This is a genomic window from Maribacter sp. UH1 (assembly GCF_056839145.1).
Genome location: NZ_CM166387.1, coordinates 2,215,766 through 2,239,019, shown reverse-complemented (window position 1 = coordinate 2,239,019; position 23,254 = coordinate 2,215,766). Strand labels below are relative to the sequence as shown.

At 34.9% G+C, this 23,254-nt stretch carries 23 protein-coding genes; 10 read left to right on the top strand and 13 right to left on the bottom strand.

Annotated elements, in window-relative coordinates:
- The first annotated feature begins 5 nt into the window (after positions 1 to 5).
- Positions 6 to 725 (top strand): DUF6503 family protein, encoded by a 720-nt coding sequence (locus UH1x_RS09835; RefSeq protein WP_482626401.1) that lies wholly within the window; start codon positions 6 to 8, stop codon positions 723 to 725.
- On the opposite strand, the gene nadD is transcribed toward UH1x_RS09835, so the two are convergent.
- The 6 genes from nadD to UH1x_RS09805 form a co-directional block, all read right to left on the bottom strand.
- Positions 722 to 1,306 (bottom strand): nicotinate (nicotinamide) nucleotide adenylyltransferase, encoded by a 585-nt coding sequence (gene nadD / locus UH1x_RS09830; protein WP_482626400.1) that lies wholly within the window; start codon positions 1,304 to 1,306, stop codon positions 722 to 724. The genes UH1x_RS09835 and nadD overlap by 4 nt on opposite strands.
- 6 nt (positions 1,307 to 1,312) lie before the next feature.
- Entirely contained in the window at positions 1,313 to 1,894 is a 582-nt protein-coding gene (gene gmk / locus UH1x_RS09825) for a guanylate kinase (RefSeq protein ID WP_036151271.1), read from the bottom strand.
- The gene (locus tag UH1x_RS09820; RefSeq protein ID WP_482626399.1) at positions 1,895 to 2,752 is read right to left on the bottom strand and encodes a YicC/YloC family endoribonuclease; all 858 of its coding nucleotides are present in this window, start codon (positions 2,750 to 2,752) and stop codon (positions 1,895 to 1,897) included.
- 133 nt (positions 2,753 to 2,885) lie between these two features.
- Positions 2,886 to 3,710: a 3-keto-disaccharide hydrolase gene (locus UH1x_RS09815; RefSeq protein ID WP_482626398.1), complete on the bottom strand. Its 825-nt coding sequence runs from the start codon at positions 3,708 to 3,710 to the stop codon at positions 2,886 to 2,888.
- 12 nt (positions 3,711 to 3,722) lie between these two features.
- Complete coding sequence (locus UH1x_RS09810; RefSeq protein ID WP_482626397.1) at positions 3,723 to 4,460, bottom strand: 3-keto-disaccharide hydrolase; 738 nt, start codon at positions 4,458 to 4,460, stop codon at positions 3,723 to 3,725.
- A gap of 8 nt (positions 4,461 to 4,468) precedes the next feature.
- A complete protein-coding gene (locus UH1x_RS09805) occupies positions 4,469 to 5,521 on the bottom strand; it encodes a sugar phosphate isomerase/epimerase family protein (protein WP_482626396.1) in 1,053 nt (350 codons plus the stop codon).
- A gap of 161 nt (positions 5,522 to 5,682) precedes the next feature.
- Here UH1x_RS09805 and UH1x_RS09800 point away from each other — a divergent pair, with 161 nt between their 5' ends.
- Positions 5,683 to 7,386, top strand: coding sequence for a GMC oxidoreductase (locus UH1x_RS09800; RefSeq protein ID WP_482626395.1), 1,704 nt, complete (start codon positions 5,683 to 5,685; stop codon positions 7,384 to 7,386).
- Between the two features lie 64 nt (positions 7,387 to 7,450).
- Positions 7,451 to 7,909: an ASCH domain-containing protein gene (locus tag UH1x_RS09795; protein WP_482626394.1), complete on the top strand. Its 459-nt coding sequence runs from the start codon at positions 7,451 to 7,453 to the stop codon at positions 7,907 to 7,909.
- A 74-nt stretch (positions 7,910 to 7,983) separates the two neighbouring features.
- Here UH1x_RS09795 and UH1x_RS09790 read toward each other — a convergent pair whose 3' ends face one another.
- The 4 genes from UH1x_RS09790 to UH1x_RS09775 all read right to left on the bottom strand — a co-directional run bounded on the left by UH1x_RS09790 (position 7,984) and on the right by UH1x_RS09775 (position 11,971).
- Positions 7,984 to 9,123, bottom strand: coding sequence for a Gfo/Idh/MocA family protein (locus UH1x_RS09790; protein WP_482626393.1), 1,140 nt, complete (start codon positions 9,121 to 9,123; stop codon positions 7,984 to 7,986).
- Between the two features lie 166 nt (positions 9,124 to 9,289).
- Positions 9,290 to 10,519 carry a nucleoside permease gene (locus UH1x_RS09785; RefSeq protein WP_482626392.1) on the bottom strand — a complete coding sequence of 410 codons (1,230 nt, stop codon included), beginning with the start codon at positions 10,517 to 10,519 and terminating at the stop codon, positions 9,290 to 9,292.
- A complete protein-coding gene (locus UH1x_RS09780; RefSeq protein ID WP_482626391.1) occupies positions 10,520 to 10,963 on the bottom strand; it encodes a DinB family protein in 444 nt (147 codons plus the stop codon). It abuts the gene before it with no gap.
- A 15-nt stretch (positions 10,964 to 10,978) separates the two neighbouring features.
- Positions 10,979 to 11,971 (bottom strand): sugar phosphate isomerase/epimerase family protein, encoded by a 993-nt coding sequence (locus UH1x_RS09775; RefSeq protein WP_482626390.1) that lies wholly within the window; start codon positions 11,969 to 11,971, stop codon positions 10,979 to 10,981.
- Between the two features lie 173 nt (positions 11,972 to 12,144).
- Here UH1x_RS09775 and UH1x_RS09770 point away from each other — a divergent pair, with 173 nt between their 5' ends.
- The 3 genes from UH1x_RS09770 (at position 12,145) to UH1x_RS09760 (ending at position 15,503) form a co-directional block, all read left to right on the top strand.
- The gene (locus UH1x_RS09770; RefSeq protein ID WP_482626389.1) at positions 12,145 to 13,854 is read left to right on the top strand and encodes a GMC oxidoreductase; all 1,710 of its coding nucleotides are present in this window, start codon (positions 12,145 to 12,147) and stop codon (positions 13,852 to 13,854) included.
- Positions 13,854 to 14,501: a gluconate 2-dehydrogenase subunit 3 family protein gene (locus UH1x_RS09765; RefSeq protein ID WP_482626388.1), complete on the top strand. Its 648-nt coding sequence runs from the start codon at positions 13,854 to 13,856 to the stop codon at positions 14,499 to 14,501. The genes UH1x_RS09770 and UH1x_RS09765 overlap by 1 nt, the downstream gene beginning before the upstream one ends.
- Positions 14,502 to 14,579: 78 nt before the next feature.
- A complete protein-coding gene (locus UH1x_RS09760; RefSeq protein ID WP_482626387.1) occupies positions 14,580 to 15,503 on the top strand; it encodes a hydroxypyruvate isomerase family protein in 924 nt (307 codons plus the stop codon).
- An 890-nt stretch (positions 15,504 to 16,393) separates the two neighbouring features.
- On the opposite strand, the gene UH1x_RS09755 is transcribed toward UH1x_RS09760, so the two are convergent.
- On the bottom strand, positions 16,394 to 16,951 hold the full coding sequence (locus UH1x_RS09755; RefSeq protein ID WP_482626386.1) for a hypothetical protein: 558 nt from the start codon (positions 16,949 to 16,951) through the stop codon (positions 16,394 to 16,396).
- 460 nt (positions 16,952 to 17,411) lie between these two features.
- Here UH1x_RS09755 and UH1x_RS09750 point away from each other — a divergent pair, with 460 nt between their 5' ends.
- The gene (locus tag UH1x_RS09750; RefSeq protein ID WP_482626385.1) at positions 17,412 to 18,146 is read left to right on the top strand and encodes a LytR/AlgR family response regulator transcription factor; all 735 of its coding nucleotides are present in this window, start codon (positions 17,412 to 17,414) and stop codon (positions 18,144 to 18,146) included.
- A gap of 153 nt (positions 18,147 to 18,299) precedes the next feature.
- A complete protein-coding gene (locus tag UH1x_RS09745; protein ID WP_482626384.1) occupies positions 18,300 to 20,135 on the top strand; it encodes a tetratricopeptide repeat-containing sensor histidine kinase in 1,836 nt (611 codons plus the stop codon).
- Here UH1x_RS09745 and UH1x_RS09740 read toward each other — a convergent pair.
- Entirely contained in the window at positions 20,128 to 20,697 is a 570-nt protein-coding gene (locus UH1x_RS09740) for a DUF3109 family protein (RefSeq protein ID WP_482626383.1), read from the bottom strand. The genes UH1x_RS09745 and UH1x_RS09740 overlap by 8 nt on opposite strands.
- Before the next feature lie 114 nt (positions 20,698 to 20,811).
- On the opposite strand from UH1x_RS09740, the gene UH1x_RS09735 reads away from it, so the two are divergent.
- Positions 20,812 to 21,390, top strand: a complete 579-nt coding sequence (locus UH1x_RS09735; protein ID WP_482626382.1) for a MarC family protein — start codon at positions 20,812 to 20,814, stop codon at positions 21,388 to 21,390.
- Between the two features lie 36 nt (positions 21,391 to 21,426).
- Positions 21,427 to 21,630, top strand: a complete 204-nt coding sequence (locus tag UH1x_RS09730; protein ID WP_276491622.1) for a hypothetical protein — start codon at positions 21,427 to 21,429, stop codon at positions 21,628 to 21,630.
- Here UH1x_RS09730 and UH1x_RS09725 read toward each other — a convergent pair.
- On the bottom strand, positions 21,627 to 23,252 hold the full coding sequence (locus UH1x_RS09725) for a S41 family peptidase (protein WP_482626503.1): 1,626 nt from the start codon (positions 23,250 to 23,252) through the stop codon (positions 21,627 to 21,629). The genes UH1x_RS09730 and UH1x_RS09725 overlap by 4 nt on opposite strands.
- Between the last annotated feature and the right edge of the window lie 2 nt (positions 23,253 to 23,254).

Sequence of the window (23,254 nt, the reverse complement as noted above, 5' to 3'; positions counted from 1 at the left end):
CATTTATGAAATATTTAGTTTTGATTGCTTTTCTATTTACAGGGATTTTTAATCATGCCCAAGAAATAAGCGGTAACGAATTATTAGAAAAAGCAATAGCATTTCATGACCCAGAAGACAATTGGTCTACCTTCAAAGGTAAAATGCTTATTGAGATGGAAAACCCAAAAAGTAGTATGCGCAGTACTCTAGTTGAATTAAAATTACCTACCAATTATTTTAAAACAACCGTAACAAAAGACAATTACGTTATTGAATCTGAACTATATAATGACGAGTGTACGCTAAAATTAAATGGTAGCACCTCTATATTCCCTAAAATAAAAGATAGTTTGAATATTAGCTGTGATCGCGCTAAAATGATGAAAAACTATTACACCTATCTATACGGATTGCCAATGAAATTAAAGGACCCAGGCACCATTATAGATAACAAGGTTATTAAGAAAACCTTTAAAGGCAAAGAGTACCTAGTTTTAAAAGCTACATATGAAAAAGAAGTAGGTAACGATACTTGGTACTTCTACTTTGACCCAAAGACATATGCCATGGAAGTCTATCAATTCTTTCATGATGAAAGTAAAAACGATGGGGAGTACATTCTGCTTTCAGAGCTAATTACCGTAAACGGAATCAAGATTCCTAAAGTACGTAAGTGGTATTATAACAAAGGTGATGTATTTCTTGCAACGGATGATCTTCGTAAAGTTAGTAGTATAGATTAGCGATAAAAATTCATTTCATCTATATACTTCCATACTTCTGGCGGCAATAACGGTTTAATATTTTTACCATTTTTATGCTCTTTACGTATAAATGTAGAGGAGATTTCCATGATTGGAGCGTTTACCCTATGAATCTTATCGTGCTCTTTAAATTGATGCTCAATTACCCCTTCAGATATTCTTGGGTAGACATACAAATGATGGAGATCTAAAATAGCCTCATAGTTCTTCCACTTGTGAAGTCCTTTTAGATTGTCTTCACCCATAATCAAAGAAAAATCATATCCTTCAGGATATTTTTCCTCCAAATGAACCAGGGTATTTATCGTGTAGTTTGGCTGCGGCAGGTTAAATTCTATATTAGTAGGTTTTAGCTTATCATACTCCTTAGTTGCTTCATAGACCATTTCAAACCTTTGGTGGTTATCCAAAAGCGTTTTCTTGACCTTAAACGGACTTTGAGGTGTTACTACGAACCAAACCTCATCTAGGTCTGAAAACTCAACCATATGGTTCGCTATAACCAAATGACCAATATGAATAGGGTTAAAGGTGCCAAAGTATAGTCCTACCTTTTTCATACTCGGTTATTCTTTATCGTCCGAAACGAAAGATGCCACTAAATCTACTGCTTCCTTCAAGGCTACATCAAGATCATAATTCTTAATAACCTTATCAAATTGTGGTGCGGTTGCCAGTTCTACCGAAGCCTTTGCGATACGCATATTTATTTTGTCTTCGCTTTCAGTGCTTCTCTTTTTAAGTCTGATCTTAAGTTCGTCTACACTTGGCGGCTTCACAAAAACAGCTAAAGTCTGATCAGGAAACTTCTTTTTTATTCTTAGCCCACCAACAACGTCAATATCAAATATTACGTTCTTGCCTTCTGCCCAAAGTCGTTCTACCTCACTTTTTAATGTACCATAAAAATTATCTCGATATACTTCTTCCCATTCCAAAAAATCATCATTCTTTATGTGATTTTTAAATTCGGAAACCGACATAAAATAATAATGTTCCTTATTCTTTTCTTTACCCCTTCTAGGACGTGAAGTTGCAGATACCGAAAAAGCCAAATTCAATTCTGGCTGTGCCAATAGATGGCGTACAATGGTTGTTTTTCCACTTCCTGATGGCGCAGAAAAAATGATTAGTTTTCCACCTTTCATCTATAGTACGTTTAACATTTGTTCTTTAATCTTCTCTAGTTCATCTTTCATTTGCACCACTAATTGTTGCATAGGTGCAAAGTTTGCCTTAGAACCGATCGTATTAATTTCACGACCGATTTCTTGAGAAATGAATCCTAATTTTTTACCGTTACTATCGTCTGACTGTAATGTTTTACTGAAGTAGTCTAAATGATTTGCCAAACGAACTTTTTCTTCGGTAATATCATACTTCTCTAAGTAGTAAATAAGTTCTTGTTCAAATCTATTTGCATCTACATCTGCTTTTATATCTTGAACGGCTTTTTCTAAACGCTCACGAATAGTAGCCTGCCTATCTGGATCAATACTAATAACTTCTTCCAACAATTTCTTTAAAGAAGCAATTCTGTCCAGAAAATCTTTTTCCAAAACACCACCTTCTTCTGACCTGAACTCGTTTATCTCTACCAACGCTCCTTTCAACGCTTCTTTTATAGCCTCATATTCAGATTCGTCAATATCTTCCTTATCCGTCTTCATAGCATCAGGAAAACGCAATGCCATTTCTAACAACCTAAGATCATCGCCGTCAGCAATACTTTTCAACTGACCCATGTATTGTTTCACTGCAATTTCATTGACCTGAGTAGAAGTTTCGTTACCGGTTAGCTCAACATAAAGATTAAAATCTACCTTACCGCGCAACAAAGAATTAGCAACCAACTTTCTTAGCTCCAATTCTTTTTCACGATAACTTGAAGGCATACGTGCATTTAAATCTATACTCTTACTATTAAGTGATTTTATTTCAACAGTAATTTTTTTGTTAGGCAGTTGAACTACGTGCTTTCCAAAGCCGGTCATCGATTGAATCATAAATACATTTTAAGATTAAGACAAAGGTAAGGTAAATGAAAAATTTATTATGAATCTTCCCTCCCTACTTAAACAGTTAAGGAGCAAACAAAAAATATTCTTGTTTGCTCCTTAAATTATACCTGGTAAAATATTAAAGTTCTCTAACCCAAATATTTCTAAAACTAACACGACTATCGTCACCATGGTCTTGTAACATTAAAGGTCCTTTACCATGAGCTGGATTTTTAGGCCAACCAATATAAGGCGTAGTTCCTTTAAGTTCTACATGGTCTTGAACCAAAATTCCGTTATGGATTAAAGTAATATCTCCAGATTTTATCTTGCCACCATCCACATTAAATTCTGGTGCGTGATAAATGATATCATAAGTATTCCACTCTCCCGTTGGCACGGAAGCCATTACCAATGGTACATGTTGTTTATAAATAGAACCCACTTGCCCATTTACGTAGGTGGCATTATCATTTTGATCCAAAATCTGTACTTCATATATACCGTTTAAAAATACACCACTATTTGCCCTGTTTTGACCTTCTCTTTGCACCGGCAAAGGGGATTTCCACTCTATATGTAATTGTACATCGCCAAAGTTCTGCTTGGTCTGTATATTTCCGGTTTTATCATTTACCGTCATACTTCCATCTTTGTTCAAATACCATTTAGCGGCAGTACTATCATTTGTACTGATCCAATTATCTAAGTTGGTACCATTAAAAAGAACAATGGCATCACTTGGTGCGTCACTAGCAGTTGCTGGTTTAACCACAGCAACCTTAGGCTCGTAAAATTCAGTTTCTTCGGGTGTAGTTGGTTCTTCACCCATGTATTCTTCATAAACGATTACACTATCATTAACAACCTCTAGCCCTCCATCAGTAGCTACCGTTACTTTTTCTTGACAAGATATTACTCCCAAAGAAGCAATTAATAATAGTAATGAATATCTATTTTTCATAAGTAAATGCAGTTAAAGTCGTTTGATTTTTATATTTCTGAATGCCACCACATTTTGGTGATCTTGTAGTCCGATTTTTCCGGTGGTATATTTTCCGAATCCGTCCCAATCCGCAAACTTTGATTTTGCGACCATAGCGTCCCATTCTTCATTCGCTACAGGAAAGGTTACCATTTCTGTACCATTTAGGGTAACACTACCTATATGCTCTTCGTGATTTACGGTAATTACCATAGTATTCCACTCCCCAACAGGCTTAGTAACATCTTTTGCAGGAGAAACCATATCATACAATGCACCCGCTTGGTGGGTTGTACCCGCTTTTGCATCTGGGTGCTTATCATTATCTAAAATTTGAATCTCGGGACCTGTTTGATATCCTGTTCCAAATTTTTCATCCTCACTTACTCCCCAGAATACGCCACTGTTACCACCTTCGGAAATTTTCCATTCTAAAGAAAGTATGAAATCGGTATACACTGCTTTAGTTACAAGGTCATGATTTTTATACTCCTCATCTTCGGGCGGTGTGTAAACCAATGCATCACCAACTATTTTCCAGGTATCACTTATTCCATCGGTTTTAAACTCTTTCCATTGATCTAAAGAACTACCGTCAAACAATACTTCCCAATCATTTTCAACTACGGCAACTTCTTTGACTACTGCCGTTTCAACAGTGTCCTTTTTCTCTTGTTTACAAGCCATGAAAACTAATAAACAAGTAACACTTGCTATATATTTTCTCATCCTCTATTTTAAAGTCCCAACATTTTCTTCAGCATTTCCTTATCTATCTCAGCACCTGCAAAATCATCAAAAGTTTTCTCTGTAGCTTCAATAATGTGGTCAGAGATAAATTTGGCACCTTCACGAGCACCTTGCTCAGGACTTTTAATACAACATTCCCATTCCATTACCGCCCAAACATCGCAACCGTATTGTGTTAATTTAGAAAATATGGTTTTGAAATCTATTTGCCCGTCACCTAATGAACGGTATCTACCAGCTCTATCTCCCCAGTCATTATAACCGCCAAAAGCACCTTTTTTACCTGTTGGGTTAAATTCAGAATCCTTTACATGAAAAGACTTTATAAACTCATGATAGTGGTCAATATATGTAATGTAATCTAACTGTTGCAATACAAAATGGCTTGGATCATAAAGAATATTTACTCTTTTATGATTGCCTGTAGCTTCTAAAAAACGTTCAAAAGTATCGCCATCATGTAAATCTTCACCTGGGTGAATTTCATAACAAACATTAACACCCTCTTTATCAAAATGATTTAAAATAGGAGTCCATCTCTTTGCCAATTCCTCAAAACCCATTTCCACTAAACCCGCTGGTCTTTGCGGCCATGGGTGCATAGTATGCCATAATAAAGAACCAGAAAAAGTAGCATGGGCATTTAACCCTAATCTTCTACTTGCCGTTGCCGCTTTCTTTACGGTTTCAATTGCCCATTCTGTTCTAGCTTTTGGATTGCCATGAACATTACTAGGTGCAAAAGAATCGAACATTAAATCGTATGCAGGGTTAACAGCAACCAATTGCCCTTGTAAGTGAGTTGAAAGTTCTGTAATTTCTAATCCGTAAGAGTTTACTTTGGCTTTAAGCTCATCGCAGTACGTCTGACTTTCAGCTGCTTTATCCAAATCGATTAAAAAACTTTCCCAAGTAGGAATTTGAATTCCTTTATATCCAAGGTCAGCTGCCCACTTACACATTCCGTCTAAAGAATTAAATGGAGCTTTACTATCTACAAACTGCGCCAAAAAAACGGCTGGTCCTTTAATTGTTTTCATAAAAATATACTATCAGTTGTTGTTTGAATTTGTTGTTGATTTTGAGATATAAAATCTCTCAAAAAATCTTATATTTAAGAATTGTATCAAGTTCTTCTCGATACATTAGAGATTTGCTATAAATATAGGGAATACCATCAGAAAAAGATAAAATTTCAAGCATGAATCAAAATGAAATATTCGACGCAATCGTTGTCGGAACAGGAATAAGTGGCGGCTGGGCTGCTAAGGAATTAACAGAGAAGGGCTTAAAAACACTTGTTTTGGAACGCGGTCCAATGGTGAAGCATATTGAAGATTATCCTACCATGAACGATGATCCTTGGGATTATCCGTTAAAGGGTAAATTATCAAAAAAGGACCAACAAAAATATCATATACAAAAAAGAGTGATATGGGCACCAACCGAAGATTCTAAACACTTTTTTGTTAACGATCTGGACCACCCTTATGTAGAAACAAAACGTTTTGACTGGATACGTGGTTATCAAGTAGGCGGTAGATCATTGACCTGGGGAAGACAAAGCTACCGATGGAGCGATATTGATTTTGAAGCGAATAAAAAAGATGGTGTTGGTGTAGACTGGCCTGTAAGATATAAAGATATTGCACCTTGGTATGATAAGGTTGAGGAGTATATTGGAGTTAGTGGTGAAGCCTTAGGATTAGAGGTATTACCAGATGGAAAATTTCAGCCCGCCATGAAATTAAATTGTGTTGAAGAAGATTTTAAGAAAACTACGGCAGACAAGTTTGAAGACGGTCGTTTAGTTACCATAGGTAGAACGGCACATATTACAGACCCCAATGCCACTTTTGAAGGTCGTGGCACATGCCAAAACAGAGACCGTTGTTGGCGCGGATGCCCATTTGGCGGGTATTTTAGTAGCAACTCTTCTACATTACCAGCTGCTGAACGTACAGGCAACATGACTTTAAGACCTAATTCTATAGTACATGAAATTGTATATGACGATACTACTAAAAAAGCAACGGGAGTAAGAGTAATAGATGCTGAGACCAATGAAAAAATAGAATTTAAAGCAAAGGTGATTTTTCTATGCGCATCCGCAATGGCATCGGTGGGTATTTTGTTGCAATCTAAATCTGAACGTTTCCCTAACGGATTAGGAAATGATTCTGATGCTTTAGGAAGAGGTATTATGGATCACCATTATAAATTAGGTGCAACGGCAAAGGTAGATGGGTATTTAGATAAATACTATAAAGGAAGACGTGCAAACGGATTTTACATACCTCGTTTTGTAAACTTAAATGAAGAAACTAAACGCGAAGGGTATTTACGTGGGTTTGGTTATCAAGGTACAGCAAGTAGAGGGGATTGGTCTGCAGAAATAGGTGAATTAGGATATGGAAAAGATTTAAAGGAATCTGTACTAAAACCAGGTAGATGGACTATTGGTGTAACCGGATTTGGAGAGTTTTTACCATACGACGACAACAGGGTAACACTTAGCCCAACTGAAAAAGATAAATGGGGACTGCCTCAATTAGCCTTTGATGTAGAATTCAAAGAGAACGAATACAAAATGCGTGAAGACATTAAAAAAGAAATTGTGAACATGTTTGAAGCTGCAGGCTTTAAAGATGTGGCATCTTACGAAGAGCCTAACGGACCTGGTTTGGGTATACATGAAATGGGTGGTGCCAGAATGGGCCACAGCGCAAAGACTTCTATAATCAACAAGAATAACCAAGTACATTTAGTACCCAACGTATATGTAACCGATGGCGCTTTTATGTCTTCTTCTAGCTGTGTAAACCCATCATTGACCTATATGGCATTTACCGCGCGGGCAGCAAATCATGCAGCTGAACAATTAAAAGCAGGTAAATTTTCTTAAAATTAAAATTAATTACAAAGTATTACGTTTATTACATCCTATAGATTAAAGAAAATATCAGCTTATGGAAAATGCTTCGGCCAGAAATATGTGGGGTAATTATTTGAAAAATCATCTCGAAGATGTCTTTCATGAGACACCAAAAACCATGTGTTTTGGCAATAATGAACACGATGCTAATGAAAGTGTTAGGTTAATACAAAATGGCGATAAAAAAGCAATCTCACATTCTCTGTTAGGTTTACAAAACCGTAATGAACCGTTACCTAAAATAGGAGACTATATTGTGGTAACAGATTGGAATGGCGAGGCAAAATGTATTGTTGCAACCACTGCGGTTACACTTAAGCCATATTTTAGTATTGACACTACTTATGCCCAATTAGAAGCTAATGGGGATAAATCATTAGACAGCTGGAAAAAATATCATTGGGATTTTTTCACTAAGGAATTACAAGAATTTAAAAGAGAACCAAGAGAAAGTATGATCGTTGTGTGCCAAACCTTCAAAAAAGTAAATTAATGATCTTTCTATAATGATTTACAAAACAAAAAGAGCCGCAAATTGCGGCTCTTTTTTATAGTTTATAGTTCTATTTAATTTTCTAAAGCTACCCAAGTATTTCCGCTTTTATGTGAATCTACGGTTGCCTCAATAAAGTTCATACCACGAACACCGTCTGCCATAGTAGGAAATTCACCATCATTGTATTCTTCACCTCTAATAGCTCTTGCAACACCCTTATAGATGTTCGCCATAGAATCGAATATACCTTCTGGGTGCCCTGCCGGCAATTTGGTACCGTCTAAAGAAAGTTCAGAGTTATATGCATGACCCGGCTTGTAAATTTGAGTAGGCTCCGTATCACTCAACTTATATAAAAAATTAGGTTTTTCTTGCTCCCATCTGAAAGCACCTTTTTCACCATAAATAGATATAGCTAGTCCGTTTTCCTCACCTGTAGCTACTTGACTTCCTCTAATAACACCTTTTACATGGTCGCTCATACGTATAAGTACGGTGCCATCAACATCCATTTGGTTATCCTCATACAAGTAATTGAAATCACAAAGTAGCTCGTTCACTTTAAGTCCCGTAGTATATTCTACCATATTAAAAGCATGAACACCAATATCTCCCATACAAGAACTAATACCTGCTTTTTTAGGATCTAATCTCCAAACAGAAGATCTTTTCTCCTTGTCATGAATAATAGTATTGATCCACCCTTGGTAATACACTGCATCTACTTTGTGTATTTTACCTAAAGCACCGGCCTTGATCATTTCACGCATTTGGCGAACCATTGGGTAGCCTGTATATGTATGCGTTAAAGCGAAGACAGTGCCAGCTTTTTCGTGAGATTTTTGCAAATCTTTAGCTTCCTCTAAAGTAGTGGTCATGGGCTTTTCACAGATTACGTGGAACCCATTATCCAATAACTTCTTAGCCATTGGGTAGTGCAAAAAGTTAGGTGTAAGAATAGAGCACACCTGAATACGCTCATCTACCGGTAATTTCAACTCCTCTTCTATTAAGGTGTCAAAATCTTTATATATTCTATTTAACGGAACATCAATTTCTTTGGCGAAAGCAATGCTTGCATCATAATCAGGATTAAAAACAGCTCCTGTAATTTCATAATTATCATTAATAAAAGAAGCTACTCTATGTAACACTCCTATTAATGAATCTCCTCCTCCACCTAATATTCCTAAACGTATTTTCTTTGGCATTTTGTTGTTGTTTTTGTTGTTTGTTATTGAAAATAGTATTGTTTAAAATCCCTAAGGATTTATATTCGTATTAATATCTTAAAAATCTTGTCGCGTTAATCCATTAAAAAAATAGATGTAGCAGTAATGGTTTACAATTTTCAGGCGTTTAAAATAAAGAATTTATCTAAGACTGATATTCTATTTTCTCTGTTTTAAAGAAAATAGCAAACAATATAAATACAGCTAGTGCAAAACCAGCCGGATACATCCAGATGGTTTCCCAAACATGTTTACCATCTCCTAAAAGGTATGCCGTTGATATTTTTCCTGCTATCCAAAACCCTATTAACATACCTACACCATATGTAGCCAATGTTATAAGACCTTGGGCAGAACTTTTGAATTTTTCACCAGCCTTGCTATCAGTATAAATTTGCCCTGATACAAAGAAAAAATCATAACATATACCATGCAGCGCAATACCGATAATCAGCATAAAGCCAAGTTCATTGACATCACCAAATGCAAATAACAAGTAACGCACCACCCAAGCTACCATAGCAACAAGAATAGTCTTTTTAAAGCCAAATTTGGTAAAGAAATACGGAAGTAGCAACATAAAAGCAATTTCAGATATTTGACCTAATGTCATTTTACCTGTTGGGTTATCCATACCTATTTCTACCAGAAAAGGATTTGCATTTTGATAATAAAACGCCAATGGTATACATATTAAAACCGATGATATAAAGAAGATTAAAAAGTTCCTATCCTTAAATAAGCTTAAAGAATCTAATCCTAAAATCTCTTTAAGACCAAGTTTTTCAGAACTAGCTGCTTTAGGCGGAGTTTTAGGCAAGGTAAAGCTGAACAATCCTAAAATTAAAGATGCTATAGCCGTCATTAAAAATGTATTTTTAAGAAGACCTCTACCTATATTTTCTCCTTGGTCCCAGCTAAAAATATAACTTATTGAAAGCCCTGCAATTATCCACCCGGCAGTTCCAAAAACGCGAACCATAGAAAACTCTTTCGCGGGGTTTTTCATTTGGTTGAAAGAAACTGAATTTACCAAAGCCAAGGTAGGCATGTACAAAATCATGTAGGCTAAAACCATCATATAAAAACCATCAAATGTGGTACTTTGGTACATGAAATACATAAGAGCGGCACCCAAAAGATGCAAAATACCCAAAATTCTCTCTGCATTAAAATACCTGTCTGCTATGATTCCAATAACAAAGGGAGCAATAATAGCCCCCCATGATTGTGTAGAAAATGCCAAGGCTATTTCACTATCGGTTGCCTTTAAATTGTTTCCTAAAAAAGTACCTAAGGTTACAAACCATGCACCCCAGATAAAAAATTCTAAAAACATCATAAAGCACAACTGCGCTCTAACTTTATTTTTCATCTATCTTCGGTAATAAACATAATCTGAGCTTATAGGAGTTTCATCATTATTTCTAAAATCTACGGCAATTTGCCCTCTATGACTTGTAGAATGATTTATAATATGAAAAAGGATATCTTGTAAGGTATTGGTAAACAATCGCCCTTCAGAATTTTCATAATCTATACGCTTGTCAAAATTATCGGCATTAGTTACTATCTCAAACGAACTACGTTGATTTTCATAATGAATGTCTGCCCATTTTTTCACGTCATGCTCTTGCCAAACCTTGTATTCACATGGTTTATTTAAGATTCTTGCATTCCAAATATGGTGTGCATTTAAAATATGACTAAATAAACGCATGGTTTCTGGTGGCACAGTTTTAAGCGCCAAACACTGTTCTATAAGCTTCTTGTTACAGTGAAAATTATAGTCGAATATTTCATTGAAAAAAGTCTCCATAAATTACGCTATTGATTATTCTATTTCTTTTGCAGCTTTTAGCAAAAGATCTCTAGTAGCGATGATGCCGTCTGCTTCACTTATTTCAGACCCTTCATATTCCACACCAATAAAGCCCGTATAGCCTGCATTATTTACAATCTTCAGCATTTCTACATAATCAATACCTGTATCATAACCATCTGCGTCAAAATTATTAGACTTGGCACTTACCGCTTTTGCGTAAGGCATTAATTCTTTAACACCTTTGTATTTGTCATATTCCGTAAGGCAGTCCCTACTATCTGGTTTACGCTCTATACAGAAGTTTCCAAAATCAGGTAAACTTCCACAGTTATCCATATTCACGGTTTTCATAACCTGTGCATGCAATTCTCCATTAGATGATAAACCACCATGGTTTTCTACCAATATATTAATACCCTTGGTTTTTGCATAAGTGGCTAATTTTGTAAGACCGTCTACGGAATTCTTTATCCATTCTTCTGGAACTTTACTACCATTAAGGTTTACTCTAATGGCATGACAACCCATTGCTGCGGCAGCATCTACCCATTTTTTGTGTTTCTCAACAGTTTCATTTCTTTCAGCTTCATCGTCAACAGCCAAATTACCTTGACCATCAATCATGATCAAAACGTTTTTCATTCCATGTTTCTCTGCTTCTGCATTAGATTTTGCAACGAAATTTGCCATTGCCTCGTCAGAATAACCGGCATCTTCCAATTCAGGATTATACAGTTGGCTTACATACTCTAAACCGGTAAATCCCCAATCCTTTGCTTTTTCGGCAAAAGAGTATGGATCCACACCATCTTCCCTAATCATTTTGTGCATTGACCATTGTGCCAAAGACAATTTAAAAAATGGAGCTTTAGTACTTTCTTCCATTACAATTTCTGCATTTTCTACTTTCTCTTTTTTTGTTTCCTTACAAGCGTAAGTTCCTAGTAACGAGATACCGATACCCGCCATCGATACAAATCGGATAAAACTTTTTCTTTTCATGTTTTGGTAGTTTGTTGTTGTTTGAAATATAATATTAACCATTGACGTTAAAATCATGAATAAACCAATTAATCTAACTCAAAGTTAATTTTAGCGAATTTCGCAATAAGAATGGACATTAAATGTATAGAATTAATTTAATATTTAATAAATTTAGAGATTAAACAACTTTTATGAGCAAATTTTATTATAACGAAGAACAGGAGTCCTACGACGCTATAGTTGTAGGGACCGGAATTAGTGGCGGTTGGGCCGCGAAAGAATTATGTGGGGCAGGCCTTAAAACGCTAGTATTGGAGCGTGGTAGAATGGTTAAACATATTGATGATTATGAGACTGCTAATATGGACCCGTGGGATTTTCCGAATGCAGGTGAACCTACTAAGGAAATAATAGAGCAACAACCAAAGCAAAATAGAACTGGTTATACAACAAACCAAGCAAGTAATATGTGGTTTGTAAATGACCTTAAGCATCCATACAATGAAACAAAGCGATTTGACTGGATGAGAGGATATCACTTAGGTGGTCGTTCACTACAATGGGGACGTCAAAGTTACCGTTTAAGCGATATTGATTTTGAAGCAAATAAAAAAGAAGGTATTGCCGTAGATTGGCCTGTTCGTTATAAAGATATTGCACCTTGGTACGATAAGGTTGAAGAGTACATTGGCGTGAGTGGTGAAAACTTAGGTTTAGAGCAATTACCAGATGGTAAATTTTTACCAATGATGGACCTGAACTGTGTAGAGCAGGAATTTAGGGAAAAAGTTGCTGAGAATTTTGATGGTCGTGTAGTAACTGCCGGTAGAACAGCACACATTACAGGAACAAAGCAATTTGACGGAAGAAGCAAATGTCAATTTAGAAATAGATGTATTAGAGGGTGTCCTTTTGGAGCTTACTTTAGTAGCTTATCTTCTACTCTACCTGCAGCAGAAGCTACCGGTAATATGACACTTAGACCAGATTCTATTGTACATGAGGTTATTTATGACCCAAATACAAAGAAAGCAACAGGTGTAAAAGTTATTGATTCAAATACGAAAGAAACTTTTGAATTTAAGGCAAAGGTTATATTCTTATGTGCATCTGCAATAGCATCTACTTCTATATTAATGCAATCTAAATCTGAAAGTTTCCCTAATGGTATGGGTAACGAGTCTGATCAATTAGGCCGTAACATCATGGACCACCAACTTCAAGTAGGAGCTTCTGGAAAATTTGATGGTTTTGAGGATAAGTATTATAAAGGAAGAAAACCTAGTGGTATCTATATTCCAAGGTTTAGAAACTTAGGCGGAGATTCTGACAGGGATTACAAAAGAGGGTTTGGCTATCAAGGTGGAGCCTCTAGAGGTAACTGGGAAGAATCTATTGCAGAACTATCTCACGGTAAAGACTTAAAAGATGCCGTTTTAAAACCAGGTGGATGGACATTTGGTATGATGGGCTTTGGAGAAGTACTACCTTACGAAAACAATAGATTTACCTTAGATTACGATAAATTAGATGATTGGGGCCTACCAACGGTAACTTTTGATGCTGAGCTTCAAGAAAACGAACTTAAAATGCGTAAAGACATTTTAGAGTCGGCCGTTGATATGTTAGAAAAAGCCGGACTTAGAGATGTAAAAGGGTATGATAACGAAAGTGCTTTAGGTTTAGGTATTCACGAAATGGGAACTGCCCGTATGGGAAGAGACAGGAAAACGTCTGTTTTAAATGGAAACAACCAATTACATGATGTACCAAACGTATATGTAACTGACGGGTCGTTTATGACTTCTGCCAGTTGTGTAAACCCATCATTAACTTATATGGCCTTTACGGCCAGAGCTGCAGATCATGCGGTTAAAGAACTTAAAAAAGGAAACATATAATGGATAGAAGACGCGTATTAAAAAATATGGGAATGTCACTTGGATATATGGTGGCCACCCCAACCTTGTTATCAATTGTTCAAAGCTGTAAAAGTGAACCGGCCCTAACTTGGACTCCAGAATTCTTGGCTCAAAATGAAGGTGCCGTACTTTCTAAATTGGTAGATATTATTTTACCTAAAACAGATACACCATCTGCTACAGAAGTACAGGTTGATATTTTTATTGACAAATTTGCAAAAGATGTTATGGAAAAAGAGCAACAAGACTTCTTTAAAATGTCTATGACAAAATTCACTAATAAAGCCTTGGCTGATTCTGGAAAAGAAAAAGCCGAAGATTTAACCGCTCAAGATTTAGAGCCTGTTTTGGCAACATCTTTGAAATACACCAAAGATCAGCAAGCAGAAATGTTCAAAACCATTAATAGCTACACAAAAGCTATTGCAGATGGAGGTACTGCCGAGTTAGATGATGAAGTTTCAAGATTTGCATTTGCCAATAACTTAAGAGGTATGACTATTTGGGGCTACAAAGCTTCTGAATATGTAGGCGAAAATGTTTTAGCATATTTACCTGTACCGGGTGAATATGTACCATGTGGAGACTTACAAGAGCTTACAGAAGGTAAAGCATGGTCTTTATAATCAACTAATATTTTAGTATTCAAAAGCCAAGAACATGTTTTTCATTGTTCTTGGCTTTTTACTTTAAATCAACCACTTATGAAAAGAAGAAGTTTTATACAGAAATCTGCATTGACCACGGGTGCCATTTCACTTGGCAGTACTTTAACTTATGCTAACACAATGAACAATAAGCCTAAGACCCATAAGTATAATTTAAAATACGCACCACATTTAGGCATGTTCAAACATCTGGCCGGTGAGGACCCCATAGACCAATTGAACTTCATGGCCGATCAAGGTTACACCGCATTTGAAGATAATGAAATGCGTAAACGTCCTATTGAACAACAGGAAAAGATGGCTGAGACCATGAAAGAACGAGGTTTAGAAATGGGCGTGTTCGTTGCCCACGAAATACACTGGAAAACCCCAAATTTAGCATCTGGTGATCAAACCAAAAGAGAAGAATTTTTAAATGATATAAAAAGCTCTATTGAAGTTGCCAAACGTGTAAATGCCAAATGGATGACGGTAGTACCCGGTCATGTAGATCTTAAACTAAGAATGGGCTACCAGACCGCTAATGTCGTCGAAAGCCTTAAACAAGCATCTGCGTTACTGGAACCACACAATATTACAATGGTATTAGAACCATTGAATTTTAGAAATCATCCAGGTTTGTTTTTAACAGACTCCCCACAAGCTTTCGAGATTTGTAAGGCGGTCAACTCACCATCGTGTAAAATTTTGTTAGATATATACCACCAGCAAATACAAGAAGGAAACCTAATACCTAATATGGAAGCCTCTTGGTCTGAAATTGCATATATTCAAATAGGAGATAATCCTGGCAGAAACGAACCTACTACGGGTGAGATCAATTACAAAAATGTTTTCAAATGGATTCATGCACAAGGATTTGATGGAGTACTTGGTATGGAACATGGCAACTCTAGGGACGGTAAAGAAGGGGAACTAGCGGTAATTGAAGCATATAAAAAAGTAGATGATTTTTTATAATTATGTTGATCACTTTTATTGACCCTAGACATAAGCTAAGGAGCATAATATGTATTTCATCGAAAAAGAATCAACTATTCGATGAAATACATATTTACAATGTAAGAAATAACTTACTTATTCGTTCTTTTGTATATGTCCCAATACCTACAAGCAGTACTCGTCTATGCCAGTTTACTTCTGGCTTCCAAATTATCTTTTTATATCTATAAAAAGGTAAAGTCCCATTCTTTTGAATTGTTTCAAATTAGACTTAGTTATAAATGGTTTAATCTTAAAAGTGCCATAAGATTAACGTATCATAGTTTTTTTAACGATACCATCAAGTTTCCGTAATCCAAAATGGAATTTGCTGCGTATATAACTTATACTCTAATACTTAAGCTATGGAAAACTACATCACAATATTAATGATATATGCAGCTGCGCTACTTTTTTCTACAGTATTAAAGCCATATATCAAAAACGATAAATAAGAATCCCCTTACTTAACCTCGGCTTAGCCGTATATAAAAAAGACCCCACAATGCGGGGTCTTTTTTATTCTCTTATTTCAAAATAATCTTTAAAGTCCTACTAATCTTGATTAATTTTTTAATCATTCTCTAACACTATACTACTCATTTTTAAATACATAGAGTTATTATTAATCATGAAACTTAATAATCTAAATTAGGTGAATGATTTAATTTTTGACATAAAAAATGTACGGCCCCACTAATGCTTCTGTTATGAAAAATGCCCACCAAGCCTAATAAAGGTAGTTCCCCCGAAACCTTTTCTTAGAACGTAATCATACGACGAATCGTAGTTATACTTATTTTGGCGCTCAAACATTAGATATAAGATAACATACACTATCTTATTAAGAACCGTACTAAATTTTAATTTTAAGCTTTTATATCTGCATTAAAAGAGCCTTTAATTTTTAACAACTCTCCTTCCGCATTTACTAATTGCACTTCTAACTTGCCATCGACTTTGTTAGAAAAACTTTCAGTGATTATTATATCTCCAGATTTTATAAAAAAAGGTAATTCACTTACATTACCTAAATCTGCAAAACCATAAACTCCATTGAAATTACTTATCAAATAATTTAGGTCTTTAATTTTATGTTTGCCGGCTTGTACACCAAACTTTCCTTTTATATTAGATGCAATTATAAATTCCAAAGTTTGCATCTCCTTATCATTGCATGATTTAAAACGCAATAACAATTTATTTGTCTTATTACCAAACCTATCTTCTTCAGTTTTATTTTCAAAGGTTGCAGCTCCATTTAAATGAAAGCTTAGTTGTCCTTCGACATTAAAACTACATGTTCCGTTATCTAAACTAGATGTATCAAAATCTTCTTTTGATCCACCTGCAAGCAACATTAATGGTATAAAACCAAAACAAAACATTTTAAAAGACTTATTTATAAATCGTTTAATGTTCTGCATGATTTATAATTATGGTCTAGTTATATTTTGTTTTTGAACTTCGGTTGCCAGAGCTAAATTTTCATTTAAATCTTCTTTTTTTTCTGACATAAATTGAGAAGCAATCAATAAGACTACTATAAACAATGTCAACATCATGCCACATTTTCTCATGTCAAATTTATTTATAACACACTGAAGTTCTTTGCTAAAGGTAAATTTATGCTTAAAACTGGTAGACCTATTTTGTATAATCTGTCTCTTTTTATGTATAAACGGATACCAAAAATTAGGACAATATTAAGAAATACAATATTTGTAATCTTTTTCTCTCTTTTTGTAAGCATTACTATAACCAATTCACCCTTAGTCCAAAATATACCGATTACACTAATATTTCTTCCATTGATACAAATTAGCACTTGAAAACTGTACATGCGTTTAATTTTTCATAACTTTCTAACTTGATACCCGATCTTTTATGTTGCAAGCTGTAATCGTTGATGATGAAATTAAAGCCCTTCAAAGTTTAACTTGGGAGCTCACAAACTTTAGTGATGAAATCAATGTAATAGCTTCGTTTACAAACCCTAACGAAGCTCTAGCTTATTTAGAAAAACACACGCCAGATTGTCTATTTTTAGATATAGAAATGCCAACTATGGATGGCTTTCAGTTTATTAGTAAACTGACCAATAAAAATTTTCCCGTAATAATTACCACAGCTTACAACCAATATGCCTTAAAAGCAATAAAAAGTCAGGCTCTGGACTATCTTTTGAAACCAATTGATACAGATGATTTAGAAGAAACCATTGTAAAGATTAAAAAATTCAATAGCAAAAATTTCTCTGTTGAAAATTTAGAAATGGCACTTATCAATTACAACTCTAGAGCGGTGCATAAACGTATTACGCTCAATACAGATGGTAAACTGTTATTTTTGGAAAGCGATGAAATATTATACGCTGAATCTGACGGAAATTACAGCACTATATTCTTAACCGATGGTCAAAAAATAGTGCTTACCAAAAAATTAAAAGAAGTAAATGAATTACTACCGTCTGATTCATTTTTCAGAATTCATAATTCATACATTATCAACTTAAACAAGATAAAGGAATTTTTAAAGACAGATGGTTATGTTGTCTTAAAATCGAATCATAAAATACCTGTATCTAGGCAGAAAAAATCAGATTTTTTAGACATGTTATAAATCCTTAATTTGGTTTAATACATAATACTCAAGCTTTTCCATAAACGTATAGTGCATATATTCAAGTACAAAATTCTATTTCTTCTTCTGTACACTTTGGTGTTATCGCACGATAGTTACTCTCAAGACATACCTATTGGTTTACAAGACAATTTGGATAGTATATTAGTAACCAGACCCCAAACTTGTCAAGAGATAGATAATTTGCTAAGCTCTTTCAGCAACGATAGTACCGCTTTACGCTATATTGAACAAAAATCACTTTCCAAAAAATACTATTCAGGGCAAGCCTATGCCTTAAATAATCTTGGTAGCATTTACCGCGACCATTCTTTATATAATAAATCCCTAGAACTTTATCAAAAAGCACTTAGAGTAGCCGTAGAAGGCGATAATATTGAATTTAGAGTTTATAGTCTTAACATGATCAGTACGGTCTATAGACGTACTGATGCCTTCAAGTCTGCCTTGGATTATAGTCAAGACGCACTAGAACTAGCAGAGACCAAAGCAAATCCTAGTTTAGGTCTTAAAAAAAGTATTATCGTGTCCTTGAATAGTATCGGTAGTATTTATCAAATGCTTGAGCAATATGAACTGGCCATAGAGAAATACGAAAAGGCCATGGTACTAGAAAAAGAATTAGATGACAAGTTAGGCTTAGCTATAAATCACCTCAACTTAGGAGAATGCTATGAATCTCAAGGAGACTTGGAGCCTGGTTTAAAAAATTTTAGAAAATCCCTAGTATACTATGAAATAATAAACTCTAGTAGAGGTAAAATAAAATGTAATTACAACATAGCCCATATTTACGTTCACCAAGGTAAGGTGAAGGAAGCTATTCATATTTTACAATCTAATTTACTAAAAGCCATTTCTCTTAACGACCAAAAAATTATCACCACTATTTACATTAATCTTGGTTGGGCACTAATTAACTTGGGTGATTATGATGCTGCAGAAACAAATTTAGAATCTGGCCTAGCACTTGCCGAGAAATATGATTTCAATGTTGAAATAGCAGATGCCAACAAATTCTTATCAGAATTATGGATCAAGAAGGATGACTTTGAGAAAGGCATGAAGTATTATAAGGAATCAAAAAAATATGAAGAACGAATAACAAATACGCTCAACCTTAGATATGTTAATGACATGATCTTAAGGTATGAGTCTCAAATAAGAGCCAACCAATTAGAACGACTTGCGCAAGAGAATGAATCTGTGCGATTAAGGCTAAAAAAGAATAAGACCATGCTTATCATCATTGGTATTTCTTTGATTTTATTGATTGGTATCTTGTACATTCTTTACCGTCAAAGTCAATTAAACGCAGACAAGAAACTATTGACTTTAGAACAAAGTATGCTGCGTAGTCAGATGAATCCGCATTTTTTATTCAATTCACTAAATTCCATTAAATTATATATTATAAATAATGAGAAAAAGAATGCCGTTCATTATTTAAATAAATTCTCAAAACTTGTACGTAAAATATTGGAAGCATCTTCTCAAAGAGAGATATCACTGGCAGAAGAACTTGAAACAGTAGAGTTATATATGAATATTGAAAATATTAGATTTTCAAATGAAATTAACTTTAATATAGATATAAAGGATGATATAGACCCACATCATATTAAAATACCCTCCTTAATACTGCAACCTTTTTTAGAAAATGCATTATGGCATGGTCTATCATCAAAAGATGGGATTAAGAATATAGATTTAGAGGTTAAAAAAGGTAAAAACGGATTTATAGAAATAGTTATTACTGACAATGGTGTTGGTAGGGACGCTGCAGAAAAGATTAAGGACGGTAAATTGCTAAAAAGAAAATCTGTAGGTATAGATATCACCAAGGAACGTTTGGCAAATTTCTCACGAGATTATGAAAACTATTTTCATGTAGATATCATTGATAAGTTTGATGATGACACCAACCCGATCGGCACGCAGATTGTAATTTACATACCTACTATTTAAGATGGTCTTTTGCCACTTCTTCTAATTCAGCATACCACTCTTCTCCAAATTTACGTATCAACGCCTCTTTTACAAACTTGTATATCGGCACTTTTAGTTCGTCTCCCAAGGCACAAGCCGGATCACAAATTTGCCATTTATGATAATTAACCGCAGTTAATTCTGTGTATTCACGTACTCTAATTGGGTACAAGTGACATGAAACAGGTTTTTTCCAATCAATTTCCCCTTGGTTATATGCTTCTTCAATACCACATTTAGCCACCTTTTTATCATCAAAAATAACATAGGCACATTCACTACCGTGTACTAAAGGAGTTTCCCATTCCCCATCTTCACCTTTTACAAAAGCACCCTGCTCTTCAATAACGGCAACACCTTCCGGTCTTAAGAAAGGTTTTACTTTAGCATAGATATCAACCATTATTTCGGTTTCAGAATCCTCTACCGGTGCACCTGCTTCGCCATCAACGCAGCAGCCACCTTTACATGCGCTAAGATTACACACAAAATCGTTTTCTATTATCTCTTCGGATACTATGGTTTTCCCTAATTGAAACATAACCTAATTTAAAGGGCGCAAGATACATTTTTTAAAAAGTATAGGTCTTAGAAAATTTTATCAATAAACATCCAATTGGATAGTTATAAACGTAAATTTGCAAAAAATTGAAGGATGGATTTTCATTTCGACTTAAGAGAGATTGCTACCGCTAGTATGGTACTATTCGCCGTAATTGATATTTTAGGCAGCATACCCATTATCATTGGTCTCAGAAAAAAAGTAGGTCATATTCAGTCTGAGAAAGCATCAATTGTAGCTGCCGTAATTATGGTCGCTTTTTTGTTTCTTGGAGATGAAATATTAGGTTTAATTGGTATTGATGTAAATTCATTTGCAGTAGCAGGTGCTTTCATTATCTTCTTTCTGGCCATTGAAATGATTTTAGGTATTACCCTATACAAAGATGATGAACCCGAAAGTGCTTCAGTAGTACCCATTGCCTTTCCCTTAATTGCCGGTGCAGGTACACTAACGTCATTACTTTCTTTACGCGCAGAGTATTACGTAGAGAACATAATCGTAGCCATTGTCATCAATATAATTTTCGTTTTTATAGTTCTTAAATCATCTGTTAAGATTGAAAAGATGTTAGGTAAAAACGGAGTAAACGTTATCAGAAAAGTATTTGGAGTAATTCTTATGGCAATAGCTGTTAAATTATTCGCCGCTAATATTAATGAACTTTTCTAGACCGTTAGAAGGTTGTACTTTTATAAAAACAAGTTTATGAGCAAGACATTATCCATAATATTCATAGTAATTGCAGTAGCACTTATAGCCTATAATGTAACTCTAGTGAATTTTGCCGACCCTTTTGAGAAAAATAGTACCATAGCATTAATTGGAATAATGGCTTCATTATGCGCCATTGTGCTTCTTTTGGTATTTGTTACCAGCAGAAAAATTCAAGATAAGATCAATAAAGATTAGTTGTTAGCGTTAATTTCAGCAGATTCTTCTTGGGTAATTACACCGCCATCTAGTTCCAATACCTTTTGAAGCATAAGGTCTTCATCTGCCTTGATTTTAGCGTGTATATTGGTATTGAACAACTGTTCTGCAATATTGGCTTTTAAAAATCTTTTAATACTATCCTCGTAATCATAGAAATTCATTCTCAAATTTCTATCTACAGAATAGGTTACAAACTTCTCAAAAAGTATATCGTCAACTCTAAAATCGTTCACAAATTCTTCTTGATTATATTGAGCATATCTTTCTCTATCTTCATCTAAGTGCTCAAAAACAAAAAAGGAAAGGAAACCTAAATTATCCATACTCTCTACAGCTTCTTCTTCATTGCTACCAATGGGCACAAAAACATCAGGTATAATACCGCCACCACCATATACTACTTTTCCTTTAGGAGTAGTAAATTTTAAAGAATCTGCTACCTTAATACTATCTACGGATATCATTTCACCACTATGGAACCGATCTGTAAAACGTTGATAATAATCTTTGGTACCGTTAGCGTACGTTTTTTGAATACTTCTACCCGTAGGAGTATAATATCTAGAAACAGTAAGTCTTACAGCAGAACCATCACCTAAAGCCATTTCTCGCTGCACCAAGCCTTTACCAAAAGAACGGCGACCAACAATAGTACCTATGTCATTATCTTGTAAAGCACCTGCTACAATTTCACTAGCAGAGGCGGACCTTTCATTAATCAAAACATAAATTGGCTTATCTTCAAAACTACCGTGATCCGTGGCAAAACTCTTATTGATCTTTCCTTTCTTGTTCTTGGTAAATAAGATAAGCTTACCGTCTTCAAGAAACTCATCAGCCATTTCTTCTGCCATACCTAAATAACCACCAGGGTTATCACGTAAGTCTAACACTAATTTATCTGCACCACGCTTCTGTAATTTTATCAAAGCATCCTTAAATTCCTCATAAGTAGATTCTGCAAAACGATTCACTTTTATATACCCAATATCCTTAGTTAACATGTAAAAGGCGTCAACACTTTTTAAAGGCACTATACCACGCCTAACCTTGACATTGAAAGTTCTATCTTCTGATTTTCTGTATACTTTAAGATCAATAGATGTACCCTCTTTACCTTTCAGTTTTTCAACAATAACCTCACTAGGAAATTCTTTCCCAAACAAGGTATCCTCATCCGCCATTAAAATACGATCACCTGGCAAAATACCTTTAGAATAACTTGGACCGTCTTTAACGGTTTTGATAACAGCTATAGAATCTTTATAGGTATAAAAATTAATACCGATACCTACAAAATCGCCCTTCATATTTTCGGTTACACCAGACATTTCTTTTTCTGAAATGTATACAGAATGAGGATCTAATTTTTCTAGTATACTATTTACCGTAACATCTACGATACTATCTGTATTTACATCATCTACATATTCATAATCTATGTAATCTATAAGCCTGTTGAGTTTGTCTTTTTTAGAATTGGTAGAAAAAAGACGTTCTGGAGAGTCATTAAAATTCAGTTTTCCGCCTATAAAAAACCCTAATGCAAGTGCAGAAGCGATAATTAAAGGAAATAGAGCACTGTATTTTTTATTCATCA

Coding starts and splice junctions, on each gene's coding strand:
- UH1x_RS09835 (WP_482626401.1), top strand. CDS start 6: ATGAAATATTTAGTTTTGATTGCTTTTCTATTTACAGGGATTTTTAAT.
- nadD (WP_482626400.1), bottom strand. CDS start 1,306: ATGAAAAAGGTAGGACTATACTTTGGCACCTTTAACCCTATTCATATT.
- gmk (WP_036151271.1), bottom strand. CDS start 1,894: ATGAAAGGTGGAAAACTAATCATTTTTTCTGCGCCATCAGGAAGTGGA.
- UH1x_RS09820 (WP_482626399.1), bottom strand. CDS start 2,752: ATGATTCAATCGATGACCGGCTTTGGAAAGCACGTAGTTCAACTGCCT.
- UH1x_RS09815 (WP_482626398.1), bottom strand. CDS start 3,710: ATGAAAAATAGATATTCATTACTATTATTAATTGCTTCTTTGGGAGTA.
- UH1x_RS09810 (WP_482626397.1), bottom strand. CDS start 4,460: ATGAGAAAATATATAGCAAGTGTTACTTGTTTATTAGTTTTCATGGCT.
- UH1x_RS09805 (WP_482626396.1), bottom strand. CDS start 5,521: ATGAAAACAATTAAAGGACCAGCCGTTTTTTTGGCGCAGTTTGTAGAT.
- UH1x_RS09800 (WP_482626395.1), top strand. CDS start 5,683: ATGAATCAAAATGAAATATTCGACGCAATCGTTGTCGGAACAGGAATA.
- UH1x_RS09795 (WP_482626394.1), top strand. CDS start 7,451: ATGGAAAATGCTTCGGCCAGAAATATGTGGGGTAATTATTTGAAAAAT.
- UH1x_RS09790 (WP_482626393.1), bottom strand. CDS start 9,123: ATGCCAAAGAAAATACGTTTAGGAATATTAGGTGGAGGAGGAGATTCA.
- UH1x_RS09785 (WP_482626392.1), bottom strand. CDS start 10,519: ATGAAAAATAAAGTTAGAGCGCAGTTGTGCTTTATGATGTTTTTAGAA.
- UH1x_RS09780 (WP_482626391.1), bottom strand. CDS start 10,963: ATGGAGACTTTTTTCAATGAAATATTCGACTATAATTTTCACTGTAAC.
- UH1x_RS09775 (WP_482626390.1), bottom strand. CDS start 11,971: ATGAAAAGAAAAAGTTTTATCCGATTTGTATCGATGGCGGGTATCGGT.
- UH1x_RS09770 (WP_482626389.1), top strand. CDS start 12,145: ATGAGCAAATTTTATTATAACGAAGAACAGGAGTCCTACGACGCTATA.
- UH1x_RS09765 (WP_482626388.1), top strand. CDS start 13,854: ATGGATAGAAGACGCGTATTAAAAAATATGGGAATGTCACTTGGATAT.
- UH1x_RS09760 (WP_482626387.1), top strand. CDS start 14,580: ATGAAAAGAAGAAGTTTTATACAGAAATCTGCATTGACCACGGGTGCC.
- UH1x_RS09755 (WP_482626386.1), bottom strand. CDS start 16,951: ATGCAGAACATTAAACGATTTATAAATAAGTCTTTTAAAATGTTTTGT.
- UH1x_RS09750 (WP_482626385.1), top strand. CDS start 17,412: ATGTTGCAAGCTGTAATCGTTGATGATGAAATTAAAGCCCTTCAAAGT.
- UH1x_RS09740 (WP_482626383.1), bottom strand. CDS start 20,697: ATGTTTCAATTAGGGAAAACCATAGTATCCGAAGAGATAATAGAAAAC.
- UH1x_RS09735 (WP_482626382.1), top strand. CDS start 20,812: ATGGATTTTCATTTCGACTTAAGAGAGATTGCTACCGCTAGTATGGTA.
- UH1x_RS09730 (WP_276491622.1), top strand. CDS start 21,427: ATGAGCAAGACATTATCCATAATATTCATAGTAATTGCAGTAGCACTT.
- UH1x_RS09725 (WP_482626503.1), bottom strand. CDS start 23,252: ATGAATAAAAAATACAGTGCTCTATTTCCTTTAATTATCGCTTCTGCA.